24 protein-coding genes are annotated in these 22,521 nt (G+C 68.6%); 9 read left to right on the forward strand and 15 right to left on the reverse strand.

From position 1 onward, the window contains the following. Positions 1–2: 2 nt before the first annotated feature. From HFL01S_RS04700 to egtB, 3 genes are read left to right on the forward strand one after another with little or no spacing between them, the layout of a single operon-like run. Positions 3–845, forward strand: a complete 843-nt coding sequence (locus HFL01S_RS04700; RefSeq protein ID WP_066255360.1) for a PhnE/PtxC family ABC transporter permease — start codon at positions 3–5, stop codon at positions 843–845. After that, positions 842–1,675 carry a phosphonate ABC transporter, permease protein PhnE gene (gene phnE / locus HFL01S_RS04705; protein ID WP_066255363.1) on the forward strand — a complete coding sequence of 278 codons (834 nt, stop codon included), beginning with the start codon at positions 842–844 and terminating at the stop codon, positions 1,673–1,675. The genes HFL01S_RS04700 and phnE overlap by 4 nt, the downstream gene beginning before the upstream one ends. A gap of 4 nt (positions 1,676–1,679) precedes the next feature. Then, positions 1,680–3,011 carry an ergothioneine biosynthesis protein EgtB gene (gene egtB / locus HFL01S_RS04710; protein WP_066255365.1) on the forward strand — a complete coding sequence of 444 codons (1,332 nt, stop codon included), beginning with the start codon at positions 1,680–1,682 and terminating at the stop codon, positions 3,009–3,011. A gap of 60 nt (positions 3,012–3,071) precedes the next feature. On the opposite strand, the gene HFL01S_RS04715 is transcribed toward egtB, so the two are convergent. Continuing rightward, positions 3,072–3,791 (reverse strand): SDR family NAD(P)-dependent oxidoreductase, encoded by a 720-nt coding sequence (locus tag HFL01S_RS04715; protein WP_066255368.1) that lies wholly within the window; start codon positions 3,789–3,791, stop codon positions 3,072–3,074. Positions 3,792–3,862: 71 nt separating this feature from the next. Between HFL01S_RS04715 and HFL01S_RS04720 the strand changes: the two genes are divergently transcribed. Next, positions 3,863–4,501 (forward strand): TetR/AcrR family transcriptional regulator, encoded by a 639-nt coding sequence (locus tag HFL01S_RS04720; protein WP_066255371.1) that lies wholly within the window; start codon positions 3,863–3,865, stop codon positions 4,499–4,501. 13 nt (positions 4,502–4,514) lie between these two features. On the opposite strand, the gene HFL01S_RS04725 is transcribed toward HFL01S_RS04720, so the two are convergent. Then, a complete protein-coding gene (locus tag HFL01S_RS04725; protein WP_066255375.1) occupies positions 4,515–4,946 on the reverse strand; it encodes an Rrf2 family transcriptional regulator in 432 nt (143 codons plus the stop codon). 78 nt (positions 4,947–5,024) lie between these two features. Here HFL01S_RS04725 and HFL01S_RS04730 point away from each other — a divergent pair, with 78 nt between their 5' ends. Then, entirely contained in the window at positions 5,025–6,476 is a 1,452-nt protein-coding gene (locus HFL01S_RS04730; RefSeq protein WP_066255379.1) for an MFS transporter, read from the forward strand. Then, entirely contained in the window at positions 6,473–7,135 is a 663-nt protein-coding gene (locus tag HFL01S_RS04735) for a class I SAM-dependent methyltransferase (protein ID WP_066255380.1), read from the forward strand. Before HFL01S_RS04730 ends, HFL01S_RS04735 begins: the two co-directional genes overlap by 4 nt. A gap of 36 nt (positions 7,136–7,171) precedes the next feature. Here HFL01S_RS04735 and HFL01S_RS04740 read toward each other — a convergent pair whose 3' ends face one another. The 3 genes from HFL01S_RS04740 to HFL01S_RS04750 form a co-directional block, all read right to left on the reverse strand. Further along, entirely contained in the window at positions 7,172–8,251 is a 1,080-nt protein-coding gene (locus tag HFL01S_RS04740) for a PQQ-dependent sugar dehydrogenase (RefSeq protein WP_066255382.1), read from the reverse strand. A gap of 94 nt (positions 8,252–8,345) precedes the next feature. Next, entirely contained in the window at positions 8,346–8,945 is a 600-nt protein-coding gene (locus HFL01S_RS04745) for an NnrU family protein (protein WP_066255384.1), read from the reverse strand. After that, on the reverse strand, positions 8,945–10,246 hold the full coding sequence (locus tag HFL01S_RS04750) for a leucine-rich repeat-containing protein kinase family protein (RefSeq protein WP_066255386.1): 1,302 nt from the start codon (positions 10,244–10,246) through the stop codon (positions 8,945–8,947). The genes HFL01S_RS04745 and HFL01S_RS04750 overlap by 1 nt, the downstream gene beginning before the upstream one ends. Before the next feature lie 91 nt (positions 10,247–10,337). Here HFL01S_RS04750 and HFL01S_RS04755 point away from each other — a divergent pair, with 91 nt between their 5' ends. Then, complete coding sequence (locus tag HFL01S_RS04755) at positions 10,338–10,877, forward strand: outer membrane beta-barrel protein (RefSeq protein ID WP_066255388.1); 540 nt, start codon at positions 10,338–10,340, stop codon at positions 10,875–10,877. A 6-nt stretch (positions 10,878–10,883) separates the two neighbouring features. Here the strand turns inward: HFL01S_RS04755 and HFL01S_RS04760 are convergent, their stop codons facing one another. Next, complete coding sequence (locus HFL01S_RS04760; protein ID WP_066255391.1) at positions 10,884–11,108, reverse strand: helix-turn-helix domain-containing protein; 225 nt, start codon at positions 11,106–11,108, stop codon at positions 10,884–10,886. Continuing rightward, positions 11,108–11,671, reverse strand: a complete 564-nt coding sequence (locus HFL01S_RS04765) for a DUF2975 domain-containing protein (RefSeq protein ID WP_084383090.1) — start codon at positions 11,669–11,671, stop codon at positions 11,108–11,110. Before HFL01S_RS04765 ends, HFL01S_RS04760 begins: the two co-directional genes overlap by 1 nt. 83 nt (positions 11,672–11,754) lie before the next feature. Here HFL01S_RS04765 and HFL01S_RS04770 point away from each other — a divergent pair, with 83 nt between their 5' ends. After that, positions 11,755–12,354, forward strand: coding sequence for a hypothetical protein (locus HFL01S_RS04770; protein ID WP_157538760.1), 600 nt, complete (start codon positions 11,755–11,757; stop codon positions 12,352–12,354). A 16-nt stretch (positions 12,355–12,370) separates the two neighbouring features. Here the strand turns inward: HFL01S_RS04770 and HFL01S_RS04775 are convergent, their stop codons facing one another. Genes HFL01S_RS04775 through cyoA form a run of 7 tightly spaced genes read right to left on the reverse strand, consistent with a single transcriptional unit; the run spans position 12,371 to position 19,181 of the window. Continuing rightward, positions 12,371–12,925 carry a response regulator transcription factor gene (locus HFL01S_RS04775; RefSeq protein ID WP_066255398.1) on the reverse strand — a complete coding sequence of 185 codons (555 nt, stop codon included), beginning with the start codon at positions 12,923–12,925 and terminating at the stop codon, positions 12,371–12,373. Then, on the reverse strand, positions 12,915–14,234 hold the full coding sequence (locus HFL01S_RS04780) for an ATP-binding protein (RefSeq protein ID WP_066255497.1): 1,320 nt from the start codon (positions 14,232–14,234) through the stop codon (positions 12,915–12,917). Before HFL01S_RS04780 ends, HFL01S_RS04775 begins: the two co-directional genes overlap by 11 nt. 26 nt (positions 14,235–14,260) lie before the next feature. Further along, on the reverse strand, positions 14,261–15,016 hold the full coding sequence (locus HFL01S_RS04785) for an SURF1 family protein (RefSeq protein ID WP_066255401.1): 756 nt from the start codon (positions 15,014–15,016) through the stop codon (positions 14,261–14,263). Then, a complete protein-coding gene (gene cyoD, locus HFL01S_RS04790) occupies positions 15,013–15,456 on the reverse strand; it encodes a cytochrome o ubiquinol oxidase subunit IV (RefSeq protein ID WP_066255404.1) in 444 nt (147 codons plus the stop codon). The genes HFL01S_RS04785 and cyoD overlap by 4 nt, the downstream gene beginning before the upstream one ends. A 58-nt stretch (positions 15,457–15,514) precedes the next feature. Then, a complete protein-coding gene (cyoC, locus tag HFL01S_RS04795; protein WP_066255406.1) occupies positions 15,515–16,132 on the reverse strand; it encodes a cytochrome o ubiquinol oxidase subunit III in 618 nt (205 codons plus the stop codon). Next, complete coding sequence (gene cyoB, locus HFL01S_RS04800; protein ID WP_066255411.1) at positions 16,125–18,131, reverse strand: cytochrome o ubiquinol oxidase subunit I; 2,007 nt, start codon at positions 18,129–18,131, stop codon at positions 16,125–16,127. Before cyoB ends, cyoC begins: the two co-directional genes overlap by 8 nt. Positions 18,132–18,164: 33 nt before the next feature. Further along, on the reverse strand, positions 18,165–19,181 hold the full coding sequence (gene cyoA / locus HFL01S_RS04805; protein WP_066255413.1) for a ubiquinol oxidase subunit II: 1,017 nt from the start codon (positions 19,179–19,181) through the stop codon (positions 18,165–18,167). A 174-nt stretch (positions 19,182–19,355) separates the two neighbouring features. Here cyoA and HFL01S_RS04810 point away from each other — a divergent pair, with 174 nt between their 5' ends. Further along, entirely contained in the window at positions 19,356–20,675 is a 1,320-nt protein-coding gene (locus HFL01S_RS04810) for an MFS transporter (protein ID WP_066255416.1), read from the forward strand. Positions 20,676–20,678: 3 nt separating this feature from the next. Here HFL01S_RS04810 and soxB read toward each other — a convergent pair whose 3' ends face one another. Beyond that, the gene (soxB, locus tag HFL01S_RS04815) at positions 20,679–22,403 is read right to left on the reverse strand and encodes a thiosulfohydrolase SoxB (protein ID WP_066255419.1); all 1,725 of its coding nucleotides are present in this window, start codon (positions 22,401–22,403) and stop codon (positions 20,679–20,681) included. Between the last annotated feature and the right edge of the window lie 118 nt (positions 22,404–22,521).

Consider the following 22,521-nt stretch of genomic DNA (forward strand, 5'->3'; position numbering starts at 1 on the left):
CCATGACCACCACCGCCCTGCCCGCGCGCAACGCGCCCACCCGCGACCCGGCCTGGCTGCCGCGCCTGTTCTGGGCCGGCGCCGGCCTGGTGCTGCTGTGGCCGCTGCTGGTGGCCACCGAGTTCCGGCCCTGGGTGATGCTCGAAGAGCAGAGCCTGCGGGTCAGTGGCCAGTTCATCGCCAGCTTCTTCCCGCCCGCGCACTCGGCCGAGTTCCTCACCATGGTGCTGAAAGAGACCTGGCGCACCGTGGCCATGGCCACCGCGGGCGTGGCGCTGGCACTGCTGATCGCGGTGCCGCTGGCGCTGCTGTCGACACGGGTGCTGTCGGTCTCGGCACTGTCCGGCCGCATGGCGCGCGGGCCGTTCTGGCTGCGCCAGCTCGCGCGCTGGGGGCTGATCGTGCTGCGCAGCATCCCCGAGCTGGTGTGGGCGCTGGTGTTCGTGCGCGTGGTCGGACTCGGTCCCACGGCCGGCGTGCTGGCGATTGCGCTCACCTACGGCGGCATGCTGGGCAAGGTCTACGGCGAGATCCTGGAAAGCGGCGAGACCCACGCCACCGATGCCCTGCTGCGCAACGGCGCCGGCCGCCTGCAGGCCTTCTTCTACGGCCTGCTGCCCGCGAGCGCGGCCGAGCTGACGAGCTACACCGTCTACCGCTGGGAATGCGCAATCCGCTCCTCGGTCATCCTGGGCTTTGTCGGCGCGGGCGGCCTGGGCCAACAGATGGACAACTCGATGAAGATGTTCAACGGCGGCGAGGTCGCGACCATGCTGCTGGTGTTCATGGCCCTGGTCGCCTTCGCGGACCGGGTCAGTGCATGGCTCAGAAAGGTATTGGGATGAACAAGCCCCGCGCCGCCAACGAGGTCTACCGGCTGCCGCCGTCGCTGTTCGGCGCGCGCTGCAAGGCCTGCTGGTTCACCGTCGGCCTGCTGGTGCTGGTGCTGGTGGTGGCGAGCTTCTGGTCGCTTGACCTGCAGTGGGCGCAGTTTTTCTCGGCCGAGGCGGCGGCCAGCATGGGCCGCTTCGTGGGCGAGTTCTTCCCCCCCGACACCTCGCCCGCCTTCCTGCACAAGGTGGCCGTGGCCGCCTGGGAAACGCTGGCCATGTCGGCCGTGGGCACACTGCTGGCCGCCATGGCCGGGCTGGCGCTGGCCCTGCCCGCCGCGCGGCTGCACGCGGGCGACGCGGCGCGGGCCCGCGCCCCCACGCGCCTGCTACTCAACGCGCTGCGCAGCGTGCCCGAGCTGGTATGGGCCGCGCTGCTGCTGATCTCGGCCGGCCTCGGCCCGCTGGCCGGCACGCTGGCGCTGGCGCTGCACACTTCCGGTGTGCTCGGCCGCCTGTTCGCCGAGGCGGTGGAGAACGCACCGCCCGGCCCAGCCGAGGCGCTGCGCGCACAGGGCGTGGGCCACGGCCGCGTGTTCCTCTACGCCACGCTGCCGCAGGTGCTGCCGCAGCTGATGAGCTACACGCTCTACCGCTGGGAAAACAACATCCGCGCCGCCGCCGTGCTCGGCGTGGTCGGCGCGGGTGGCCTGGGCCAGCTGCTAGCCTTTCACATGGGCCTGTTCCACATGCCCAAGACCGCCACCGTGCTGGGCGCCATGCTGCTGCTGGTGGCCATCGTCGACGCCGCCAGCCTGGGCGCACGCCGGTGGATGACGCGGTGACCCCATGAACACACCCGTACCGCCGCCCACCCCGCTGTCGGCCCTACAGCGCCGCTTTCACGCCGTGCGCGACCAGACGCTGGCGCTGGCCGCGCCGCTGTCCGAGGCCGACTGCCAGGTGCAGTCCATGCCCGACGCCAGCCCCACCAAGTGGCACCTGGCACACACCACCTGGTTCTTCGAGACGTTCATTCTCGAACGCGCCGAGCCCGGCTTCCAGCCGTTCGAGCCGGCCTACCGCGTGCTGTTCAACAGCTACTACCAGGGTGTGGGCGATCAGCACCCGCGGCCCCAGCGCGGCCTCATCACACGGCCGGGCATGGCCGAGGTGCGCGCCTACCGCGCGCAGGTCGACGCTCGCATCGCCCGGCTGTTCGCGCAGGGCCTGGCGCCCGAGCTGGCCACGCTGGTCGAGCTGGGCCTGCAGCACGAACAGCAGCACCAGGAGCTGCTGCTCACCGACATCAAGCACCTGCTCTCGTGCAACCCGACCGACCCGGTCTACCACCCGCCACGGCCACCGGGCCCGGTGGCGCCGCAGCCCCTGCGCTGGTGCGCGTTCGAGGGCGGCGTCGGCGAGATCGGCTACGGCGGCGAGGGCTTCGCCTTCGACAACGAAAGCCCACGCCACGCCGTGCTGCTGCGGCCCTTCGCGCTGGCGAACCGGCTGGTGACGCAGGGCGAGTGGCGTGCCTTCATGGACGACGGCGGCTACAGCGACCCGCGCTGGTGGATGGCCGCCGGCTGGGATTGGCTGCGCGCCCAGCGCATCAACGCACCGCTCTACTGGCAAAAGAACGAGGAAGCGGGCGGCGACCCCGAGCAGCATGGCAGCTGGACCAGCTTCACCCTGCACGGCCGCGTGCCCATCGACCCGCACGCGCCCGTGGTCCACATCAGCTGGTTCGAGGCCGACGCCTACGCGCGCTGGAGCGCCGCGCAGCAGAGCGCACCGGTCCGGCTGCCCACCGAAGCCGAGTGGGAACACGCAGCCCGCCGCCTGGGTGGGCGCTGGGCCGGCGGCGGCAACTTCCAGGACAGCGGTGCCCTGCACCCGGTGCCGCTCGCGCGCAGCGCAGACAATGAACCGGGTCTGCAGCAGATGGGCGGCGACGTGTGGGAATGGACCGCCAGCGCCTACCTGCCCTACCCCGGCTACCGGCCCTGGGCGGGCGCGGTGGGCGAATACAACGGCAAGTTCATGATCAACCAGATGGTGCTGCGCGGCGGGTCGTGCGCCACACCGCGCGACCACATTCGCGCCAGCTACCGCAACTTCTTCCCGACCGAGGCGCGCTGGCAGTTCAGCGGCCTGCGCCTGGCCCAGGACCTCTGAGCCATCGCCGCAGAATCAGCCCCGCGCACCGCACGGGGCTGCGGGCGGACCTGTCGGGCCTTACCAGGGTGTGGTGCCCCCCGGCTCGACAAACGCACCGTTGTCCTCACCCGCCAGGGCGTGCTGCACCGGCAGCCTCGCACCCTCGGCCGGGGTCATGGTGCCGTAGCCGGTCAGATCGGTCTTGACGAAGCCCGGGCTGACCGAGTTGACGACGATGGGCGTGCCGCGCAACGCCTCCCGGAGCTGCACGGTCAGCATGTTCAGCGCCGCCTTGGAGGCGTTGTATCCGATGTATTGCGCCGCATAGTAGGTCGACGACGGGTCGCCGTTGAGCGTGAGCGAACCGAGCGAGCTCGACAGGTTCACGATGCGCGCGGCTGGGGCTTCCCGCAGCAGCGGCAGCATCGCCTGCGTCACCGCCAGGGCACCGAAGAAGTTGGTCTCGAACACCCGGCGCACGGCGTCCATCGAGGCCTTGCCCGGCGGGCCATCGGTCGCATCGAAGATGCCGGCGTTGTTGACCAGGATGTCCAGCCTGCCGTGCTCGTTCCGGATCGCCAGCGCAGCGGCGCTGATGCTCGCTGCGTCCGTGACATCGAGTTGCAGAGCCTGGGAGGCCAGTCCCTGGCGGGCAAGATCAGCGACGGCGGTGCGGCCGCGGTCGTCGTCCCTGGCGCCGATGAGGACGTAGACGCCGGCCTGTGCCAGCTGCCGGGCGATTTCGAGTCCGATGCCTTTGTTCGCGCCGGTGACGAGTGCAATGCGATTTGTGGTCATGCAAGAAGTCCTTTCAGAGAAAATGCAACGCCGGCACTATATGAAGAATCATTCAGTTTGAGGATTCGCTTTTGGCTTCCACCACTTCACGCTCGCTGAACCCAAGAAAGACGCCGCGCCAGGCCCGATCGGCGTTCACGCTGGACGCGATTTTTGAGGCCACCATTCAGCTTTTGGTCGCGGACGGCATGCACCGGCTGACCACCACCAAGGTGGCCGAGCGGGCGGGTGTGTCTGTCGGCACGATGTACCAGTACTTCCCGCACAAGGAGTCGCTGGTCTATGCGCTCAACGAGCGCTATCTGGAGGCCCTGGCCGCGAGGATCGAAGCCACCTGCCAGGCCTGTCGGGGCCGCCCCATCGGCGAGATGGTGGAAGCGCTGATCGACACCTACTGGCGAGCGAAGATGGAGCGCGCGGACGTGACCCGGGCGCTCTACCGCTCTGTCGCCGAGCTGGACAACCAGGCGATGATCGATGCCTTCGCCAGCCGGGCGAACGCGGCCACCTCGGCGATGCTCGCCAGCGCGAGCGACGCGACGTTCGCCGATCTCAAAAGCGTGAATCTCACGCTCGTCACCGTCGTGTTTGGCGCAGTGCGGAACGCCTTCGAGCGCCACCTGCGGCCCACCGAGGCGCGCAAGCTGCGCCGCCAGCTGGTGGTGATGTGCCGCGCCTATCTGGAGGGCGTGGCGCGGCCTGCCGCATGAGGCCGCCCGCCGGTCAGCAGGGCTTGGCAGCCTTCGACAGTGCCTTCGGTGCGAGCTCGGCGAGTGAGACCTCTGCAAAGCGCTGGACAAACAGTGCTTCGGCCTGCGCCATGCTGTCCGCCAGCACCGCGTTGACACGTTCCTGCACCTGGCAAGCCGGGTCGCGCTCGCGGTTGCCGAAGGCAAACAGGGTGGGCCGGCCCAGGGCGATGTAGACATCGAGCAGGGAGATCTCCTGCAGGGGCCTGGCCAGCAGCCACCCGCCGCCGTGGCCCTTCTCGGCGCTGACGTAGCCCGCCGCCCGCAGGCCCGCCATGGTCCGCCGGAACACGGCGGGGTTGGTTCCCATGCTCCTGGCCAGCACCTCGGAGGTGATGGGCTCCTTCGCATGCCCCAGGTGCAGCAGCACATGCAGCACGTCGGACAGGCGCGTGTCCTTGTTCATCCGTTTTTCCCGTCATGAAACATCAACTGATATTTGATCATGTATGATCAAGTTGCTTTTGATGATTCATGATATTCAATGCCACAGCTGAACCCACCCAACCAGGACAAGGTGCCGGCCACACCGGACCACGCGGACCTCACCGTGCATGGCGCGCGCCAGCGCCAGGGCATCCTGTTGACCGTGTGCATCGCACTCATGGCGGTGATTGCCGCCGTGACGGGTTTGAACGTGGCCCAGCCGCACCTCGCACGGGACCTGCACGCCACTCAGGCCGAGGTGCTCTGGATCATCAACACCTACACCATCAGCCTGGCGGCCCTGCTGCTGCCCCTGGGCGCCGCGGGCGACCGCTGGGGCCGCAAGCCGGTGTTGCTGGCGGGTCTGCTGGTGTTCGGCGTGGCCAATGTGCTGTCGGCGCTGGCAACCAGCACCTCGGTGATGCTGGCCGCACGCCTGCTCGGCGGCGTCGGGGCGGCGTGCATCATGCCGGTCACCCTCTCGGTCATCACATCGGTGTTTCCCGCTGAAGAGCGCTCCAGGGCCATCGGCGTGTGGACGGGGGTGGCGGGCGGTGGCGGCGTGCTGGGCATGTTCCTCTCCGCCGTCCTGGTCGACCTGCTGTCCTGGCGCTGGCTGTTTGCGCTGCCCGTGGCGCTGGTCATCGTGGCGGCGGTCATGGCCGGGCTTCGTCTGCCGAACTCCAGGGAGCGCTTCACCCACCCGCTCGATGTGGTGGGCTCGCTGCTGTCCGTCGTGGCGATCGTGGGGCTGATCTTCTTTCTGCACGAGGGCCCCCGGCTGGGCTGGACCGACGGAGCGGTGCTTGCCGGGCTGCTGGTCGGTCTTGGTGCCACCGCGGCGTTCATCGGCTGGGAGCGGCGCCAACCAGCACCCATCCTGGACATCCGCCTGTTCCGCCAACGCAGCCTCAGCAGCGGCGCGGTGGCGCTCCTGACGTGGTTCGGGGTGCAGGCGGGGGTGTTCATTGTTCTGTACCCCTTCTTCCAGTCCGTACTGGGCTGGTCTGGTCTGCGCGCCACGGTGGCGCTCATGCCGATGGCGATCCTGATGATGGCCTTCTCCAGCGTCGCCCCGCGCTTGACCCGCCGCATCGGACCCAAGCACACCCTGGCCGCAGGCATCCTGCTCGGTGGCGCCGGTCTGGCCCTCATGGCGGCCCTGGTGTCGGTCGAGGGCGGCTATCTCTCGGTGCTCCCGGGCATGGTCGCCATGGGAACCGGGATGGGGCTGGCCATGGCGCCTGCCACGGAGGCCATCACCTCCTCGCTGCCCCGCGAACAGCAGGGCGTGGCCTCCGCACTCAACGACGTCACCCGGGAGTTCGGCACCGCGCAGGACATGGCCCGCGAGGCAGGCCCCCACGCCGCCCTGGTCTACCGAAGCGCGCAAGAGGCCTTCGTCCAGGGCTGGAAGCAGGCGATGTGGGTCGGCGTGGTCGTGATGTCGCTGCTGCTGGCTTTTGTCGCGGTGCGCGGGCCAGAAGCCAACTCGGAGACCCACCCATGAACACCAGCGGAACACCCACCACGATCCACCCCTACCTGGACGGACCACCGAGGCAGGTGCCGGGCTTTGCCAGCCTGCACCGCATGGTGGGGCTGCTGCTGGCCGAGCAGGTCCCGCCCGATGCACGCATCCTCGTGCTTGGCGCCGGCGGCGGCATGGAGATCGACGCGCTGGCCCGCGAACAGCCCGGGTGGCGCTTCGACGGCGTCGACCCATCGAGGGACATGCTGACGCTGGCAGAGCAGACCGTTCAACCCTACCGGAGTCGGGTGGTCCTCCACGAAGGCCGCATCGATGTGGCCCCGCCAGGGCCGTTCGACGGCGCGACATCGCTGCTCGTCTTCCACTTCATCCCGCACGCGCACAAGCTGGCGACGCTGCGCGCAGTGCGCCAGCGCCTCAAGGCAGGCGCGCCCTTTGTCGTGGTGCACATCAGCATTCCCTCCGCCGAGCCCGAGCGGTCCCTCTGGCTGTCGCGGCACCTGGCCTTCGCGGGAACGCCGGCCGCCGCCGCAGAAACGTCCCTGCAGGCGATGCAATCGCAACTGTCGATCCTCTCGCCAGAAGAGGACGAGGCGCTCCTGCGCGAGGCCGGTTTCCAGCGGGTCGCGCTGTTCTATGCGGGACTGAGCTTCCGGGGCTGGGTGGGGTACGCGTAGGCCAACGGCCTCGGCAGCGCGGACCGGAAAGTACCCTCAGTGCGGCTGCAGGCGCAGCAGCTGGCCCCGGACGTGGTCGGTGAGCAGGTAGATGAGACCGTCCGGCCCCTGGCGCACGTCGCGCACCCGCTGGTTGAGGTCGGGCAGCAGCTTCTCCTCCTTCACCAGCTTGGTGCCGTTGAACTTCAGCCGCACCAGGTAGCGGAACTTGAGCGAGCCCACCAGCATGCTGCCCTTCCAGTCCTTGCCGTAGCGCTCGCTGGTGACCCAGGCCATGCCGGAGGGCGCGATCGAGGGCACCCAGTAGTGCAGCGGCTGTTCCATGCCGTCCCTGGTGCTGAGACCCTCGCCGATGGCGCCGCCGCCGTAGTTCTCACCGTAGGTGATGACGGGCCAGCCGTAGTTCTTGCCGGCCTCGGGGCGGTTGATCTCGTCGCCTCCCTGAGGGCCGTGTTCGCTGGTCCAGAGCCGGCCGTCCGGCCCGATGGCCGCTCCTTGGAGGTTGCGGTGGCCGTAGCTCCAGATCTCGGGCAGCGCGCCGGGTTTGGTGGTGAAGGGGTTGTCGGGCGGCGCGCTGCCGTCCTTGCGCAGGCGCACCACCTTGCCGTGGTGGTTGTCCAGGGTCTGCGCGTCGTCCATGCGCTGGAAGCGGTCGCCCAGCGTGAGGAACAGGGTGTGGTCCTTGGCCTCGGCGATGCGGCAGCCGAAATGCACCCGGCTGGCGAACTTCGGCTTCTGGCTGAAGACCACCTTCACGTCTTCCAGCTTCGTGGCGTCATCCGAGAGCCGGGCCGAGGCCAGCGCGGTGGAGTTGCCACCCTGGCCGGGTTCGGAGAAGCAGAAGTAGATCGTGCGGTTGCGCTCGAACTGGCTGTCGGCCACCACGTCCAGCAGGCCGCCCTGACCGACCGCGTCGACCTTGGGCACACCAGCCAGCGGCGCACCGATGTGGCCGTCGGGCTCGACGATGCGCATGCGGCCAGGGCGCTCGGTGACCAGCATGCGGCCATCGCCGATGAAGGCCAGGCCCCAGGGGTTCTGAAGGCCGTTGGCCACCACCTCGGCCTGAGGAGAAGCGGCGAACACAGGAGCCGCAGCGAGCAGCAGGGTCCCCATCCAGCAGGCACCGTGGAACCGGCTTCGCCGGGCCACAGGTGCTGTCCCCCCTTCCAGGGGGGAAGACGCGAAGCGGCGCAGGGGGGTCATCTCGTCATCCTCCGAACGGGCGAACACCAAACAGGGCGGCGTGCGCCCAGATCACCGTGAGGCCATAGAGCGCCAGCCCGCCCACCACCGCAATCAGGTCGTTGGCTCCGCTGGCGGGCAGCACCGGCACCGTCCGCAAGGTGCCAGCCTGTGCGCGGCGCTTGAGCGAGACGCGGTCGGCCGCGGCCCAGAACAGGAAGCCGCCGAACAGCAGGATATCGGCCAGGCTGCCGCCGGTGACCGACTGCGCCAGCAGGTGGCCCAGCGCCCAGAGCTTGACGGCCAGCAGCATGGGGTGTTTGGTGGCGCGCTGGATGCGCCCGGGCAGGTAGGCCGCCAGCAGCAGCACGAACACCGGCAGCAGCACCAGCGCCGCCAGGTGGCGCATGCCGCCCGGCATGCTGTAGACCAGCACCGGGTTCTCGCGCGCCAGACCGTAGCCCCAGACGATCAGCCCCAGCCCCACGGCCGAGACCAGCGCGTACAGGCCCTTCCAGGCGCCCTCGCCCAACTGCGCCACCAGCCGGTCGCGCCCAGCGGGCGAGACGATGGCGACCGAATGCACGCCCAGAAACAGCACCAGACCCAGGATCAGCCAACTCATCAAAGCTCCTTGTTCAACAGGCGCGAGACCTCGGCCATGGTTGGCCGCTCACCGGGATCGGTGGCCATGCAGGCCCGGGCCAGGCCGGCGATCATGGCATGCACCGGTTCGCCCTGTGTGACATCCAGGCCCTCTCCGAGTTCCTCCAGCAGGCAACCGAAGGCCCGCACCTCCAGCGCCTGCAGCGCACGGGCCAGCGCCGGCTGGTCGGCGGGCAGCAGGGCGGCGGCGCCGAAGTCACTGAGCAGGGCGTCGCCGGTGGCCGGGTTCCACAAGATGTTGTGGGCGTAGAGGTCGCCGTGCACCACGCCGTGCCCGTGCAGGTGGGCCACCGCGTCGGCCATGCAGCGCAGCAGCCGCAGCGCCGGCCCGGCGGCCAGGCGCCAGCCGTCGGGATACACGTCGCGCGTGCAGCTGGCCAGGCTGGGCGGCCTAGCCAGCAGCACATGCCCGGGCGGGATCAGCGGCAGCAGCATGCCCTGCGCACCGTCGGGGTGGCCCTGCAGCCGGGCCACCGGGGTGCACAGCGCGGGGTGCGCCCCCGCAGCGCCACCGGCGGCCATTTCGTGCTCGGGCAGGCCGTCGCTGGTGACCGCGCCCTTGAACAGCTTGAGGGCCAGCTCGTCCGGCCGCCCGGCGACCGTGGCGCGCAAAGCCCGGCCCGAGGCACCTTCGCCCAGGGCCTCGCCCAGTGTCAGGTCGCTCCAGTTCACCACAGGCAGCCGCAGCGGCGGCACCGCCCAGCCCAGCGGGTTGCCGGCCAGCGCCAGCCACGACAGGCGCGGCAGGCGCAGCAGCCAGTCGGGCAGCCGCTCAAAGCGGTTGGCCGAGATGCGCAGCAGTTCCAGCCGCTGCGCACCGGCCAGCCCTTCGGGCAGGGCCTGCAGCCGGTTGCCGGCGAGCATGAGCTTCTGCAGGCGCGGCCGCTCGCCCAGCGCATCGGGCAGGGTCTCGATGGCGTTGTCGGTGAGGATCAGCCAGCGCAGGGCCGGCGGCAGCGCGGCGGCGGGCACCCGGGTGATGCGGCAGGCCTTGAAGCCCACCATCTCCAGCGCCGGGCAGTCGCCCAGCACCTCGGGCAGCGTGGCGAAGGGGTTGTCCGACGCGAAGATCACCTTGAGCCGCTGCAGCCGCGGCAACCATGCGGGCAGTGTGGTCAGGCGGTTGCCGCTGAGGTTGAGCACCTCCAGCGAATCGGCCAGGCCGAGCACCTCGGCGGGCAGTTCGGACAGACCGCAGGAGAGGTCCAGGCGGGTGGCGCCGGCCAGGTCGCCGCGCCGCAGTTGTTCGAGGGTGTGCATTAGGCACGGATTATGGAATCCGTACCCTCGACAAACGGAACCAAGCTCCTAGAATGAAATTCACAACCATTCATTCATCAGCGGAGCGGACATGACATTCAAACCTTTGGCACTGGCTGCCTTGCTGGCAGCAGCAACCACCCCTGCGGCCATGGCCCAGAGCGTGTACGGCGAGCTGGGCTATTCCGCCCTGTCCATGAAGCTGTCGGTGCCGGTCATCGGCCTGCGCGCCAGCGCCAACCCGGCCATGATCCGGGGGCTGGTGGGCCTGCAGATCACCGACGGCCTGGCGCTCGAAGCCATCGGCGCCGTCAACTCGGGCAGCAGCGCCTACACCAACAGCAACAACGGCACGCGCTACAGCGGCAAGATCGACCAGCTCTACGGCCTGTACGTGGCACCCAAGATCGGCCTCGGCCCGGTCGAGCTGTTCGGCCGCGTCGGCATGGCGCGCACCAAGCTCAGCTTCCAGGGCCTGGGTTCGGGCGAGGACAAGAAGCTGTCCTACGGCGGCGGCCTGCGCCTGATGCCCACCAGCAACCTGTCGCTGAGCGTGGATTACATGAACTACCTCGACAGCGGTGGCGCCAGCGTCAACGGCTATTCGCTGAGCCTGGGCCTGCGCTTCTGACGACCCTCAGCCCGGCGGCAGCTCGCCGTCGGGTGCGTACACCAGCAGATCGCCCGGCTGGCACTGCAGGTACTCGCAGATCTTCTCCAGCGTCTCGAAGCGCACGCCCTTGACCTTGCCCTGCTTGAGCAGGGACATGTTGGCCTCGGTGATGCCGACGAATTCGGCCAGGTCGCGCGACTTGACCTTGCGCCGCGCCAGCATCACGTCCAGCTGCACGGTGATGGGCATCAGACAAAACCCTCGTTCTCTTCGGCCAGCGTCTGCCCCTGGGCGATCACCGCCGCCATCAGCCACACCAGACCGGCAAAGAACAGCGTGAACACCAGGTCCGAGCCGATGCCCACCGAGAGGTGGCGCTGGCCGGGCGGGTTGTTCAGGGTCAGCAGCACCGAGGTCGCGCTGCTGGCGAGCATGGACGCCAGCGCGGCCCAGGCCACCCAGCCCGCAAAGCGGCCCAGCAACGCGGTGGCCTGCAGCGTGAACACCTGACCCTGCGCAAACATGCCGAAGCAGCGCCGCGCCTGCCACACGCCCGCCAGCAGCAGGCCCAGCGGCAGCGCCATGACCACAGCACCCGCGATGCGCTGCCACAGCGCCAGCGGTGCGGCAATGGCCTGCGCAGGCAGATTGGCGTGGCCGGCCAGCATGACCTCGGTGGCCGTGGCCCAGTAATACACCAGGGCCAGCGGCAGGGTGACCAGCAGCGCCCAGCAGGCCGCCACCATCCAGCGGCTGATGCGGCGCACGCGCTGCGAGGACAGGGGAACGGGATGGGATTCAGTCGTGTTCATGGGTCGCTTTCGTTCGGGAGGGTTTGACTTAATTTTATTGTTTTATGATAATTTTTTACCGACCAACAATGAAAGTCAAGCCCATGTCACACCCCACTCCCCTTCTGTTGTGCCGCAGCCTGCTGCTCGCCTGCGCCGCCGCGCTGGCGGCCTGCGGCGGCATTCCCCTCACCTCCCTGCCCCGGCTGGCCCAGCTGTCCGGCCAGCTGCTGGAGGCCGACCCGGCGCAGTTCATGGCCGCGCTGCAGGTGGACGCGCGCGTGGTGCCACCGGCTGGCGCCGTGCCCCTGCTTCACATCCAGCTCAAGCCAAAAGTCGAGGGCGCGTTCGCGCCGGTGGACCGCCAGCTGCCGCTGGCCATGACCACCGCCAGCGGGGCCACGCTGGGCCTGGACGCGCCCGGCCCTGGCCGCCGCTGGCTGGTCTACAGCCTGCCACCGGCCACGCAGGCCGAGCTGAAGAAGGTGCAGGCGATGGTGAAGCAGGCCCAGGCGCAACCGGGCTACCAGCGCGGCGGCTCACTGGCCCTGGGCGTGGAGCAGAAGAACCTGGCCGTCACCGACCCGGCGCTGGCGCGCACCAAGTGGTCGACCTGGATGCAGGTGAAGCAGAGTGAGGGCTTCTTCGAGGTCTGGAACGGCACGCCCGAGGAGATCTTGAAACGGGCCGAGGCGAAGCGCTGACGGGGTACCACCCGCCTCACTTCACCTGCTGCTTGTCGAGCTTGCGCGCCAGGGTGCGGCGGTGCATGCCCAGGCGGCGGGCGGTCTCGGAAATGTTGAAGCCGGTTTCGGCCAGCACCTGGTGGATGCGCTCCCACTCCAGGGTCTTGATCGAGCTGGGCCGGCTGGTCAGCGCGACCTCGGTCGTGCCTTCGGAGCGGCCGAACGCGGCCTCGATGTCGTCGGTGTTGGAGGGCTTGGCCAGGTAGTGGCAGGCGCCGAGCTTGATGGCTTCCACCGCGGTGGCGATGCTGGCGAAGCCGGTCAGCACCACGATGAGCATGCCTTCGTCGTGCGCCACCAGCGTGCGCACGCAGGCCAGGCCCGAGGCCTCGCCCTGGAGCTTTAGGTCCACCACCGCGCGGGTGGGCGCGTAGCCACCGGCCAGCACGGTGGTGAGCTGATCCAGGCTGGCAGCCACGCGCACCTCGTAGCCGCGGCGCTCGAAGGAACGGGCCAGTGTACGCGCGAAGGCCGCGTCGTCCTCGACGATGAGCAGGCGTTGCGCAGAAGCGGTGTCGTCAGATGCCATGGGGCGCGTCCTCGGCCAGGGTGATGGCGGCCAGCGGCAGCGTGATGCGGACCTGCGCCCCGCCTTCGGCCAGGTTGCCCACCACCACATCGCCGCCCAGCGTGCGTGCCACGTTGAATACCAGAAACAGGCCCAGCCCACCGCCAGGATGGCCTTTGGTGCTCTGGTAGGGCTTGCCGATCTGCGGCAGCAGCTGTGGCGCAAAGCCCGGGCCCTGGTCCCAGACGGTGAGCACCAGCGCGTCGTCCTCGCGGCGGGCCTCGAACCACACCGCCTGCGGCGAGGCATCGGCCGCGTTGTCCAGCACGTTGCCGATCATCTGCTGGATGGCCGAGTCGGCCACCATGGGCAGGTCGTCGCCGAAGGCGTTGTGGTAGTTCAGGGCGCTGCAGTTGCGCCGCTCGCACCAGGCCTGGACCACGCTGTCGAGGAAGGCGCAGACCGTGGTCTCGCTGGACGATTCGCCGCGCGCCTCACCGGCCGAGAGCAGGATGCCGCTGACGATGGCCTTGCAGCGCGCCACCTGGGCCTGCATCTCCGCCACGTCGTCGGCCAGTTCGGGTTCGGAGCTGAAATGGGGCAGGTGCTGCCAGTCGCCCAGGATCACCGCCAGCGTGGACAGCGGCGTGCCCAGCTCGTGCGCCGCACCCGAGGCCAGCAGGCCCATGCGCACCACGTGCTCCTCCTCGGCCGCGCGCTGTCGCAGCAGGGCCAGGCGGGTGTCGCGCTCGCGCAGGTTGTCCACGATGCGCGAGATGAACACCACCAGCAGCACGGCGTTGAGCACGAAGCAGATCAGCATGCCCTGGGTGTAGGGACTGGCCAGGCCCTGGTCGTGGTCCAGCGGCAGCGGCAGCGGCGGCGCCCACAGGGCCAGGCCCGCGAAGCACAGCGTGGTCACGCCCACCATGACCCAGGTGGCCCAGACCGGCAGCAGCACCGCGCCCAGGATCACCTGCAGCAGGAACAGGAACACGAAGGGGTTGGTGGCACCCCCGCTGAGGTAGAGCAAGGCGGTGAGCGCGCCCACATCCACCAGCAGGGTGAGCAGCAGCTCGGGGCCGGTCACCGGCAGCGGCGAGCGGCAGCGCAGCAGCGAGAGCAGGTTGAACGCACCGAGCCCCGCCAGCACCGCGTACATGATGTGCTCGGGGATCGGGATGTCCATGCCATGGGCCACCACCGCCACCGTCGCGATCTGGCCGAACAGGGCCATCCAGCGCAGCTGGATCAGCTGCTGCAGGTTCTTCAGGCCCGCCGCCTGGTCCGGACCGACGGCGGCGTACGACGGGTTTGCGACAGTCACCATGGGGCTTGCGGTGCCGACCAGATACATCAGGAGGAGGCTCCGGATTGTCCGGGAAGCCGCCGCCGCGCACCGTCGCGCAGCACAAAGACCGTGGCGGCCACGGTCATCGCGGCCAGCGCGAACCAGGTCAGCGCGTAGACCAGGTGGTTGTTGGAGAAGCGCAGCACGGTGAGCCCACCCACTGGCCCGTCGGGCGTTGCGCAGGGCGCGTCGGCCCCGGCGTCGACGAAATACGGCGCCACCTTGGCGGGTGATTGGCCTGCGGCCGCCGACAGCGCCTGCACGTCGCGCGAGAACCAGCGCCCAGCCGCCGGGTCGTTGCGGCGCAGGAAGCCGCCGCCGGGTTCGGTGCGCCGCAGCAGGCCGGTGACGGTCGCCGGGCCGGTGCAGCGGGCGGCCTCGCGCCGGGTCTGCCACTGGGAAGCCGAGGGCACGAAGCCGCGGTTGATCCAGACCACGGAGCCGTCGGCGGTTCGCAGCGGCGCCATCACCCAGAAGCCCGCGCCGCGCTCGGTGACGGCCTGCACCAGCTGCTCGGCGCCGTACAGGAACTCGCCGCTGAGGCGCACGCGCCGGTACTCCTCGGCGGCGGGGTCGGCCTGCAGCGCCGGCCAGGTGTCCGCGCCGGGTGCGGCCACCGGCTCGGCGTGCGTCCGCGCGGCCACACGGGCCACGAGATCGTTCTTCCAGGCCAGGCGCTGGACCTGCCAGGCGCCCAGCGCCAGGAACAGCCCGCACAGCAGCGCGCCCGCTCCGGCCAGCAGGGCGCGTCGCAGCGTCATGGGGTGCTGTGCGGCGCCGCGGCGGGCGTGTGGGCGGCGTGGCCGCCGTGCGCCGGCATCATGTTCTCGTTCATGTGGAACATGACCCAGAGCGTACCGGCGATGGCGATGGCCACGAAGACCACGGTGAAGATGGTCGACAGCAGAGTCCAGCCGCCTTCGACCTTGCCGTTCATGTGCAGGAAACACACCATGTGCACCAGGATCTGGGCCACCGCGAAAGCGCCGAGCACCATCACCGCTGTGGGCCGGTGGGTGATGACGCCGTCCATGACCAGCCAGAACGGGATGGCGGTGAGGATGATGGAGAGCACGAAGCCCACCATGTAGCCCGAGAAGCTGCTGTGCGGGGCGCCATCTTCGTCATGGCCGTGGCCGTGGCCGTGGCCGTGGTCATCGTGATGACCGCCGTGGTGGATTGCGGTGTCGTGCGCGCTCATAGAAATCCTCCGGCCTTGCGGCCTGCGGTGCGAGCCCCTTCGGGCGGCCGGGCGGTGCTCACAGCACTCCCATCAGGTAGACAAAGGTGAAGACGCCGATCCAGACCACGTCCAGAAAGTGCCAGAACATCGAGAGGCACATCAGGCGCCGCTTGTTCTCGCGCGTCAGGCCGCGCTGGGCGATCTGGATCATCAGCACCACCAGCCAGATGCAGCCGAAGGTGACGTGCAGGCCGTGCGTGCCGACCAGGGTGAAGAAGGCCGACATGGCGGCGCTGCTCTGCGGTGTGGCGCCTTCGTGGATCAGGTGGGCGAATTCGTACAGCTCCACGCCCAGGAAGCACAGGCCGAACACGCCGGTGACGGCCAGCCAGCCCAGCGTGCCGCCGACCTTGCCCTGCTGCTGCTGCAGCATGGCGAAACCGAAGGTGATGGACGAGAGCAGCAGGAAGGCGGTGTTGATCGCCACCAGCTTCAGATCGAACAGCTCGGCGCCGCCGGGACCGCCGGCGTAGCTGCGGCCGAGCACGCCGTAGGTGGCGAACAGCGCCGCGAAGATGAGGCAGTCGCTCATCAGGTAGAGCCAGAAGCCCAGCGCGGTGCCGTTCTCGGGGTGCTGCTCGCGGTCGAGGTGGTAGGCGCGCGCGGCGCCGGGGGTGAGGGCGATGTCAGACATGGCGGGCCAGCAGTTGGGTGCGTGCGTGTTCGGTGGCGGTCACTTCGGACGCGGGGATGTGGTAGTCGCGCTGGTAGTTGAAGGTGTGCACGATGGCCGCGAGCACGATGGCCGCGAACGAGGCGATGGCCAGCGGCCACATGTGCCAGATCAGCGCGAAGCCCCAGACCAGCGAGAGCGCCGACAGCACCACACCGGCGCCGGTGTTCAGCGGCATGTGGATGGCCTTGAAGCCGGACAGCGGGCGCTGGTAGCCGTGCTTCTTCATGTCGGCCCAGGCGTCGATGTCGTGCACCACCGGGGTGAAGGCGAAGTTGTATTGGGGCGGGGGCGACGAGGTGGCCCACTCCAGCGTGCGGCCATTCCACGGATCGCCCGTGTGGTCGCGCAGCTGCTCGCGCCGCAGGAAGCTGACGGCGATGCAGACCAGGAAGCTGGCGATGCCGATGGCCACCAGCACGGCGCCGAACAGGGCGATCTGGAACCAGATCTGCAGCGACGGGTCCTCGAAGTGGCTGACGCGGCGCGTCACGCCCATCAGGCCCAGCACGTACAGCGGCGTGAAGGCGAACCAGTAGCCGGCCAGCCAGAACCAGAAGGACACGCGGCCCCAGAAGTCGTCGAGCCGGAAGCCGAAGGCCTTGGGGAACCAGTACACCATGCCGGCGAACAGGCCGAACACCACGCCGCCGATGATCACGTTGTGGAAGTGAGCGATCAGGAACAGCGAGTTGTGCAGCACGAAGTCGGCCGGTGGCACGGCCAGCAGCACGCCCGTCATGCCGCCGACGACGAAGGTGACCATGAAGCCCACCGTCCACAGCATCGGCACCTCGAAGCGGATGCGGCCGCGGTACATGGTGAACAGCCAGTTGAAGATCTTCGCGCCCGTGGGGATCGAGATGATCATGGTCGTGATCCCGAAGAACGAGTTCACGCTGGCGCCCGAGCCCATGGTGAAGAAGTGGTGCAGCCACACCAGGTAGGACAGGATGGTGATGCAAACCGTGGCGTAGACCATCGACGTGTAGCCGAACAGGCGCTTGCCGCTGAAGGTGGCGACCACCTCGGAGAAGATGCCGAACACCGGCAGGATCAGGATGTAGACCTCGGGGTGGCCCCAGATCCAGATCAGGTTCACGTAGAGCATGGGGTTGCCGCCCAGCTCGTTGGTGAAGAAGTTGGTGCCGACGTAGCGGTCCAGGCTCATCAGCACCAGTGCGGCCGTGAGGATGGGGAAGGAAGCGACGATCAGCGCGTTGGTGCACAGTGCGGTCCAGGTGAAGACCGGCATGCGCATCAGGCCCATGCCCGGCGCACGCATCTTCACGATGGTCACCAGCAGGTTGATGCCCGAGAGCGTGGTGCCCACCCCGGCGATCTGCAGCGACCAGATGTAGTAGTCCAGCCCCACGCCGGGGTTCTGGTTGCCGAGGTTGGACAGCGCCAGCCAGCCCGAGGTGGAGAACTCGCCCAGGAACAGAGAGACCATCACCAGCACCGCGCCGGCCGTGGTCATCCAGAAGCTGAAGTTGTTGAGGAACGGGAAGGCGACATCGCGCGCGCCGATCTGCAGCGGCACCAGGTAGTTCATCAGCCCGGTGACCAGCGGCATGGCCACGAAGAAGATCATGATCACGCCGTGGGCGGTGAAGATCTGGTCGTAGTGGTGCGGCGGCAGATAGCCCAGGTTGTCGCCGAAGGCCATGGCCTGGTGCAGGCGCATCATGATCGCGTCGGCGAAGCCGCGCAGCAGCATCACCAGGCCCAGGATCATGTACATGATGCCGATCTTCTTGTGGTCGATGCTGCAGAACCAGTCGCGCCACAGCGGGCCCCACAGGCGGAATTTCGTCAGCAGGGCGAGCACGCCCAGGCCGCCGAGCACCACGGCCACGAAGGTCCACAGGAGGATGGGCTCGTGCGTCATCGGGATCGAGTCCCAGGTCAGGCGCCCCAGCAGCCAGTGGTTGGAAACGGAAGAAGGATCAGCGGACATGGTGGTGTCTTGGGTGAACGGGTCGGTCGGTGCTCAGGGGCGGGCGGTGAACGTGGGCAGCGTGTCCTCGGCAGAGCAGATCTCCTGCGCGGCGGCGGCTTCCAGGGCACGGGTGCTGCGGTGGGCGCGGTTGCGCGAGGCGTCGAGCGCCATCACCTGGTGCATGCAGGTCTTGCCCTCTTCCACGCAGAGGCCCACCACGCGGTCGAACAGGCCGTCCTCGACCGACGAGAAGCGCGCCACCGGGTGGCGCTCGCTGGGCTGGGCCAGCGCCAGGTAGGACTGGCGGGTCAGGGGCTGGCCCTCGGCCTTGGCCTTGGCCACCCACTGGGTGAAGTCCTGTTCGCTCAGGCCGTGGAAGCGGAAGTTCATGCCCGAGAAGCCGGCGCCGCTGTAGTGCGAGGACAGGCCGCGGAACACGCCAGGCTTGTTGATCACCGCGTTCAGCTCGGTCTGCATGCCGGGCATGGTGTAGATCATGCCGGCCAGGTCGGGCACGTAGAACGCGTTCATGGTGGTGCTGGAGGTCAGCGTGAAGCGGATCGGGCGGTCCACCGGCGCGGCCAGCTCGTTGACGGTGGCGATGCCCTGCTCGGGCAGCACGAACAGCCACTTCCAGTCCAGCGACACCACCTGCACCTCCAGCGGCTTCACGTTCTCGGGCAGGGCCTTCTGCTCGGAGATGCGGTCCAGCGGGCGGTAGGGGTCGAGCTTGTGGGTGGTGATCCAGGTGATGGCCCCCAGCGCGATGATGATCACCAGCGGCGCGGCCCAGATCACCAGTTCCAGCTTGGTCGAGTGGTGCCAGTCGGGCGCGTAGTCGGTCTCTGCGTGCTGGCTGCTCTGGCGGTATCGCCATGCGAACCACAGGGTCAGCGCGATCACCGGCACGATGATCAGCAGCATCAGCACGGTGGCGATCACGACCAGGTCGCCCTGCTGGGCGGCCACGTCACCGGCGGGGTTGAGCACGACCAGCTTGCTGCAGCCCGTCAGCAGGCTGGCGAGCAGGGGCAAGGCGGCGAGACGGAGGGGTGTGGTGGGGCGCATGCGGAGCAGGAGGGTTTCTCGACAAGCCGAACCGGGAAAACCCCAGTTGCGGAATCGGCGGGAATGTATCGGCTTTCCGCAACGTTTTCGATTGGACGTTTTGTCCTATGTCAATGCGCCGGACTTCGAGTCACGATATAGGGGTCGCTCAAAATCGGCTCTCCGGAATCCCACATGCCCAGCCACAGCCTTGAAACCCCTGGCGCCACGCCCCGCCAGCCCGCCGCCCCGTCCCACGAACACACCAGCCCGGGCGACATCGCCGTCGGCGTGGTGATCGGACGGACCTCGGAATACTTCGACTTTTTCGTCTTTGGCATCGCCTCGGTGCTGGTGTTCCCGGCGGTGTTCTTCCCGCACCTGAGCCGGCTGGACGGCACCCTGTTCGCCTTCGGCATCTTCGCGCTGGCCTTCGTCACCCGCCCCATCGGCACGGTGCTGTCGATGGCGGTGCAGCGCCGCTGGGGCCGCGCCACCAAACTCACCCTCGCCCTCTTCGTGCTGGGCACCTGCACCGCGGGCATGGCCTTCCTGCCGGGCCACGCCAGCCTGGGCAGCGCCGCCATCGTGCTGCTGACGCTGCTGCGCCTGGGCCAGGGCCTGGCGCTGGGCGGCTCGTGGGACGGCCTGCCCTCGCTGCTTGCGCTGAACGCACCCGCCAGCCGCCGCGGCTGGTACGCCATGCTGGGCCAGCTCGGTGCGCCACTGGGCTTCGTGCTGGCCGCCGGCCTGTTCGCCTACCTCACCAGCAGCCTGTCGCAGGAGGACTTCCTCAGCTGGGGCTGGCGCTACCCCTTCTTCGTGGCCTTCGCCATCAACGTGGTCGCGCTGTTCGCCCGCCTGCAGCTGGTGAGCGCGCACGAGGAAGAAGGCCTGCTGAACCGGCAGGAATTCGAGCCCGTGTCCACCGCCGAGCTGCTGGGCTCACAGGGCCACAACGTGTTCATCGGCGCCTTCGCCGCGCTGGCCAGCTACGCCCTCCTCCACATCGTCACGGTGTTCCCGCTGTCGTGGATCCACATCTACGCCGGTCAGCCGGTGACCGGTTTCCTCGTGGTGCAGATCGTCGGCGCCTTCCTGTGCGCGGGCGCCATCGTGGCTTCGGGCTGGCTGGCCGACCGCTATGGCCGCCGCACGACCCTGGGCAGCCTGGCGGTGCTGATCGGCGTGTTCAGCGGCTTCGCGCCCATGTTGCTCAACGGGGGCGAAGTGGGCCAGGACCTGTTCATCCTGATCGGCTTCGTGCTGCTGGGCCTGTCCTACGGCCAGGCCTCGGGCACGGTCACGGCCAACTTCGCGCCGCGCTTCCGCTACACCGGTGCGGCGCTCACATCCGACCTGGCCTGGCTGTTCGGCGCCGCCTTCGCACCGCTGGTGGCATTGGGCCTGTCGGCCCACTTCGGACTCGCCTTCGTCAGCCTGTACCTGCTCTCGGGCGCGGCCTGCACCCTGGGCGCGCTGCGCCTGAACCGCGCGCTGGAATCGCGCGACTGAACCTCAGACCACCATGCCGGGGTTGCCCTGCATGCCCAACAGCCTGGGCGTGTTGATCTTGCGCGGCGCGATGGTCTTGTGGTTCTTGAAGTAGGCCTCCATCACGTCCCAGATCGGCTCGCCCCTGGCGCCTTCGGCCACCGGCGCCCAGCCCGCCACCTTGTAGGTCTTGCTGGCTTCGATGGGCTTGCCGTTCAGCACCATGTTGCTGATGCGCTTGCCCGCCCCGGCGTTCGGGTCGCAGGTGTAGGCCAGGCCGCCCACGCGCACCATGTCGCCGCCCTGCTGGTAGTAGGGGTCGGGGTTGAACAGGTTGTCGCAGACGTCTTCCAGCACGGTCTTGATGGTCTCGCCGGACATCTCGGTCAGCGTGCTGGTCGGGTAGGTGATGGCCACCTGGTCCATCATCAGCTCGCGCGTGATGGCCTGGCCCGGCAGGATGGTGGTGCCCCAGCGGAAGCCGGGCGAGAAGGCCATGTCGGCGCCCTTCGCCTCCATCAGCGCGTCCACGATGAGCTGGTCCCACGAGCCGTTGAAGTTGCCGCGACGGTACAGCAGACCTTCTGAGACAGCGAGTTTTTCGTCGAGCTTGGCCTTGTAGGGCGCGCGCACCTTGTCGATGTAGCCCTGCATCTCTTTGTCGGCCGGCAGCAGGTTGGCGAACACGGGCAGCAGCTTGTAGCGGAAGTCCTGCACCTTACCGTCGCGCACATCGAAGTCGAGCACGCCGAGGAACTTGCTGTTGGAGCCGGCGTTGGTCACCAGGGTCTGGCCTTTGGCGTTTTTCACCACCAGCGGCGCGGGCATGCCGTCGTGCGTGTGGCCGCCCAGGATGGCGTCGATGCCGGTCACGCGCGAGGCCATCTTGACGTCCACGTCCATGCCGTTGTGCGAGAGCACGACCACGGCCTGTGCGCCCTTGGCACGGACCTCGTCGACCATCTTCTGCATGTTGTCGTCCTGGATGCCGAACTCCCAGTTGGACACCATATAACGCGGGTTCGCGATCGGCGTGTAGGGGAAAGCCTGGCCGATCACGGCCACTGGCACGCCGTTCATTTCCCTGATGACGTAGGGCTTGAACACCGGGTCGCCGAAGTCGTTGGTCTTGACGTTCTGCGCCAGGAAGTCGAGCTGGCCGGCGAAGTCCTTCTCGATGATCTCCTTGACGCGCGCCTCGCCCAGAGTGAACTCCCAGTGCGGGCTCATGGCGTTCACGCCCAGCAGCTTGCAGGCGTCGACCATGTCCTGCCCGTTGGTCCACAGCGCGGTGGCACTGCCCTGCCAGGTGTCACCGCCATCGAGCAGCATGGCATTGGGGCGGCTGGCCTTGAGCATCTTGACCAGGGTGGCCAGGTGCGCGAAGCCGCCGACCTTGCCATAGGTCTTCGCGGCCTTCTCGAAATTCAGGTAGGTGAAGGCGTGCGCCTCGGGCGTGCCGGGGCGGATCTTGAAGTGCTTGAGCAGCGCCTCGCCCACGATGTGCGGCGGACGACCCACCGCATCGGCCACGCCCAGGTTCACATTGGGCTCGCGGAAGTGGATGGGCATGAGCTGCGCGTGGCAGTCGGTGAAGTGCAGGAAGCTGACGTTGCCGAACTTCGGCAGGTCGTACATCTTCATGGCGGCGCCCGGCTTACCCGCGAGCACGTCCTGGTGGTTCAGGGCCATGCCGCCCGCGCTCGCCACGGCCAGCACCTGCATGAATTCACGACGGCTGAAGCTCATAAAAGTCCTTTCGAAACACCCCCGCCGCGCTGCGCGCGACCCCCTTGAAAGGGGGCGGCATCTGCGGCCGGGCAAAGCCCGTTCCGCGATGCCCTGGCTTGCAGGGCACCGTGCGCGG

Source organism: Hydrogenophaga flava NBRC 102514 (assembly GCF_001571145.1).
GTDB classification, from domain to species: domain Bacteria; phylum Pseudomonadota; class Gammaproteobacteria; order Burkholderiales; family Burkholderiaceae_C; genus Hydrogenophaga; species Hydrogenophaga flava.